At 44.9% G+C, this 4454-nt stretch carries 3 protein-coding genes; all 3 read right to left on the bottom strand.

What is annotated here, in order from left to right:
• Positions 1-90: 90 nt before the first annotated feature.
• The 3 genes from BCT81_RS14970 to BCT81_RS14960 all read right to left on the bottom strand — a co-directional run bounded on the left by BCT81_RS14970 (position 91) and on the right by BCT81_RS14960 (position 4361).
• Positions 91-1638 carry an alanine/glycine:cation symporter family protein gene (locus BCT81_RS14970; protein ID WP_102424944.1) on the bottom strand — a complete coding sequence of 516 codons (1548 nt, stop codon included), beginning with the start codon at positions 1636-1638 and terminating at the stop codon, positions 91-93.
• A 457-nt stretch (positions 1639-2095) separates the two neighbouring features.
• Positions 2096-3451 (bottom strand): MBL fold metallo-hydrolase, encoded by a 1356-nt coding sequence (locus BCT81_RS14965; RefSeq protein WP_102424943.1) that lies wholly within the window; start codon positions 3449-3451, stop codon positions 2096-2098.
• Between the two features lie 142 nt (positions 3452-3593).
• Positions 3594-4361, bottom strand: coding sequence for a 1-acylglycerol-3-phosphate O-acyltransferase (locus BCT81_RS14960; protein ID WP_102424942.1), 768 nt, complete (start codon positions 4359-4361; stop codon positions 3594-3596).
• Between the last annotated feature and the right edge of the window lie 93 nt (positions 4362-4454).

The following is a 4454-nucleotide window of genomic DNA, read 5'->3' as shown; positions in this document are numbered from 1 at the left end:
GGTTAGCCATGGCTAACCCTTTTTTGCATTTGCTCTAAAGAAAAACAGAATCTAGAGCAATTTATCATTTAAAAGCTGTAATTGAAGGCTTTACGCTGAAGGCTGTTCTACTGGCTTGCTGTCTGCCACTTCAGCTTCTGGCGACTTACCCGTCTTACGCTTGTACTTCTCTTCCCAGTAAGTTGCACCTTTGATGCCTAGTTTTACAGGGTTGAATGTGTACTCGGTAACGCCTTTACTCTGTTGCTCTTCGTAGTCAGCCAAAGCTTTTAGCGCAGGCTTAGACATGAAGAAGATGATCAGAATACCAACGATGTTTAACCATGCCATCAAGCCAACACCAACGTCACCCATTGCCCATGCAAGGTTCGCTGTTTTAACTGTGCCATAGAAAACCGCAGTGATAAGAACAAGTTTAAGTACGAACATCATGCCAGGGATCTTGATGGTACGACGTAGGTAAGCAATGTTCGTTTCTGCAATGTAGTAGTAAGCAAGAATCGTTGTAAATGCGAAGAAGAACAGAGCAAATGCGATGAATGGCTTACCAACACCTGGTAGTGCGCTTTCAATCGCTAGCTGCGTAAATACAGGGCCGTTTGCACCAACGTTTGCTGCTAGGTTTTGTACAAGGAATACGCCTTCTGCGCCACCGTGTACGTTGTAAGCACCAGTGATGATGATCATGAACGCCGTAGCAGAACAAACTAGCAGTGTATCGATGTAGATAGAGAATGATTGAACCAAACCTTGCTGAGCTGGGTGATCAACACTTGCTGCCGCAGCTGCGTGAGGACCAGTACCTTGACCCGCTTCGTTTGAGTAAACACCACGTTTAACACCCCAACCAATCGCAGCACCGAAGCCAGCCATAGGTGTGAATGCATCACCAACAATCATAGAGAACACAACAGGAACTTGGCTGATGTTTAGTAGGATGATAACGAACGCGATGATGATGTAAGCCAATGCCATGAATGGAACAACGATCTGCGTGAAGTTCGCAATACGCTTAACACCACCGAAGATGATGAAACCAAGGATGATAGCGACAACAGTACCAGTGAAAATTTTAGCGAAACTGAATGTACCGACAGCTGTTTCGATCATTGCACCTGAACCAAATGCAGCTTCTACAGCGTTACCGATACTGTTTGACTGAACACCTGGAAGTAAAATACCACAAGCAAAAATCGTCGCGATTGCAAAGATCCATGAGTACCACTTCTGACCCATCGCTTTCTCGATGTAGTAAGCTGGACCACCACGGAACTGGCCTTCGTCTTCTTCTTTGTAGATTTGCGCTAGCGTAGATTCTGCAAACGCAGTTGCTGCACCAAAGAAGGCTACAACCCACATCCAGAATACTGCACCAGGGCCACCGAAACCGATAGCAGCAGCAACGCCTGCAATGTTACCTGTACCTACACGGCCAGATAGCGAAACAGCAAGAGCTTGGAAAGATGAGATACCTTTATTCGAACTTTTACCAGATAGTAACAAACGCCACATTTCAAAGAAGTGACGGATTTGTACAAATCGAGTCATGACCGAGTAGAACAAACCAGCACCTAAACATAGATAGATAAGTACTGGACTCCAGATTATTCCATTCAAAAAATCAACGAATGACTGCATGAGTATTTTCCCTGTTAGTTTTACTTGTGATTGTTTTTCGAACAACACAATACTTCACTTGTAACCTGAGTGTTAAATTATTTAACTGCGTATTCGGATTACTGTGACATAAAGCATGTTGTGGGAGTGAATTGTTAACGCTTAGTTCTATTTCGAGAATTGTTTTATTTAAAATTAAATGCAACTAGTTGCAATTGGGCGGTTTTTCAGAAATGCATAAATAGTGATTAATACAAAAGTGTGAGTTACTTGAAGGATTGATAATGGGGTGAGACAGAAAACTTCGCTTTTAGCCGATTCGAAGTAACGGCTGTAACTGGCGGAATGTTATCGAGAAGTTAGAATATATCACCTCCATTTAGAGCTCTGGCAGCTTTAAGAGGAGGTGTTCTTTTGAATGAGGGAGATGGCAAGAGGGCCCGCTACATTTGCAGCAGTGCCCAGTTAAAAGCCTGTTTTAAACAACGTTGAATCCCTGTTTTATCAGCTCTTGAGCGAATTCAGACTGGGTATCTGGTTCACCGTGTATCAAATGCACCTCTTTGGGTGCCACAGGAATGCCAGTAATAAAGCGCTTGAGATCTTCTTGGTCGGCGTGAGCAGAGTAGCCAGACATGCCATGAATTTGAGCATTCACCTCCACTTGTTTGTTGTCGATTGATACCTGCATTTCACCTTGTTGAAGCTCCCTCCCTAGCGTGCCGTGCGCTTGGTAGCCCGCCAGAATTACATCGGTTCGTTTATCGGGCAGCAAGGCGGATAAGTAGTTCATGATTCTGCCTCCCTGACACATACCAGAAGCCGCGACCACAATCGCAGGCTCTCCGGTTGAGCGCAGTCTATTGACGATTTTCTTATGCATTCTGTGCCCATCGACAGTAATGCACTGCTCAAATGCCAGTGGATGACGTTTGAGTTCAAGCCGTTGTTTTGCCTCTTGGCTCCAGAGTTCTTTAAAGCGTCGGTAAGAGCGGGTGACTTTCAGAGCCATTGGTGAATCAAGAATGATAGGAATGTCGGCACTGAGTTGATGCTCAAAGATCAGTTGCTCAATATCAAACAGGAGTTCTTGTGTGCGGCCAATACTGAATGCTGGGATTAAGATGACACCACCATCCAGTAACGAACGATCGATGATGGCTTTAAGGCGCTCGGCTCGTGTCGCAATATCATCGTGTGTGCTAGTGCCATAGGTTGATTCGATAAACAGATAGTCGGCCTGCTGAGGAGGCATAGGATCGGGCAGTAACGGTGTATTACTTGGTCCTAAGTCTCCGGAAAACACCACCACTTGTTGATTAGGTAACTTTATCTCGATATAGGCAGAACCCAAGATATGCCCAGCAGGTTGAAAACGAGCATACAGAGTATTTGGCCTACTATGATCCTTTCCGTTTTTTTGCTGTTTAGCGGGGATAGGAAACCACTCTCTATAAGGCTTGGGAGCAATCAATGAGTGGAGTTTTTTCAGTATTAGCTTTGCTTGTTTATGGCTTAGTCCTTGAAGCTTTAAGCTGTCTTCAATCATAAGCGGGGCAAGTTCAGCGGTGGCTTGAGTGCAATAAATCGGTTGGTTGAACCCGGTGGCGAGCAACCAAGGCAGTCGCCCGATATGGTCTATGTGAGTATGAGTTAACAGTAGGGCATTGAGGTGGGATGTTTCGAAATCGATATCAAGAGGGCGTGTGTCTTTACCCTGAACCTCTTTACCTTGGAACAAGCCACAATCGATAAGTACGGCTTGGCTGGAATCTCTTAGCTCGTGACAAGATCCTGTGACCGTATGTTTACCGCCATGGTGAATCACTTCCATCGTTTACTCCCATTGCTCTATGCCGTTTCCCGCGTTTTATTTTGCGGATAACCGTCGGCAAGTAAAACAAGAACAATGAGAGTTGCGATCGTAAGGTCTCTTTTTCGGTAATTGAGCGATAACTCAATGTTTTCGCTGCGAGTTAGCTCGTAGAAGAACGGTCGGAATCAAGCTCAGGGTTTTGTTGTGATTCCAATCTAGCGACTTCAGCATCAAGCTCTGCAATCTTCTCAGCCATTAACGCATGGCAGTGATTCGCCAGTTCTCTTGCGTCACTCAGTTTGTATCCAGATACATCAATAGGCTCAAGCATCTCGGTAATCACAATGCCGTTGTTTAGTCGGTTAAAGTCGATTTTGTTGTGAGTGGTGCTCGTGCACATCGGGGTGATAGGCACACCAGCCTCAATCGCCATTCGGAAAGCGCCTGTTTTGAAAGGTAATAACCCGCGGCCTTTACTACGTGTTCCCTCAGGGTAAACCCATACAGAAAGGTCTCGCTGATGAATCGCTTCTGCCACCTGTTTGATGGTATCGCGTGCTTTCGACTTGTCTTCACGATTGATCAGAATGTTCCCCGTGATCCAATACAGAAGCCCAAAAAACGGCACCACTAACAAATCGCGCTTTCCTAAAGAAACGGTACGCGGCCTTAGCATTCCAGGGTCAGTGACAAAATCCAACACGCTTTGGTGGTTAGAGATATACACGCTCTTTTCTGGTGTGGGTGCATTCTCTAGGCCACGCTGCACCAGTTTTACACCAAGGATCTTCTGTAATTGGTTGAACCAACGACAAAAAAAGTACACATGCTTAGGGTTCTTGGGGCTAAACAAGCAGTAAACAAAAGCAAATAACGTGGTGAAAATAATAAACACCGTAGCCAAGATAATACGAAGAACAGCAAGCACAATTGACTCCTTACTCACTACAAGGATGCAGTGATTAAATAGTTTTAGATAATTGAAGTTTTCACTCTATTTAACCGAAATGCAACAATTAAC

Source organism: Vibrio sp. 10N.261.52.A1 (genome assembly GCF_002876325.1).
GTDB lineage: Bacteria > Pseudomonadota > Gammaproteobacteria > Enterobacterales > Vibrionaceae > Vibrio > Vibrio chagasii.
This window is presented reverse-complemented; position numbering and strand designations above follow the sequence as displayed.

What these genes read in the sequence shown, in the direction of transcription:
- BCT81_RS14970 (WP_102424944.1), bottom strand. Translation starts at nt 1,638, where the DNA reads ATGCAGTCATTCGTTGATTTTTTGAATGGAATAATCTGGAGTCCAGTA.
- BCT81_RS14965 (WP_102424943.1), bottom strand. Translation starts at nt 3,451, where the DNA reads ATGGAAGTGATTCACCATGGCGGTAAACATACGGTCACAGGATCTTGT.